1 protein-coding gene is annotated in these 232 nt (G+C 42.7%); it reads left to right on the forward strand.

What is annotated here, in order from left to right; genetic code table 11:
• On the forward strand, nucleotides 1-232 hold a 232-nt coding region (locus ACNDLV_RS08225; RefSeq protein WP_498883110.1), incomplete at both ends, for a hypothetical protein.

Here is a 232-nt window from a genome sequence, read left to right on the forward strand (position 1 = left end):
ATGGAGACAAGCCAGTTAAGGAAGTAACAGTCCCAGGTGAAGCAGGTAAGACTGTTGAAGTACCAGACACAACAATTCCAGAAGGTTATGAATTAGTGCCAGGTGAAAAGGTGCCAACAACAATTGATTTCCCAGGCGATGGATCAAGCCCAGAAGATAAAGTAGTTAAGGTACAACCAAAGACACCAACTGAACAAACAACTCACATTGTCTTCAAAGATGGTGATACACC

The organism is Lactobacillus fornicalis, from assembly GCF_055362665.1.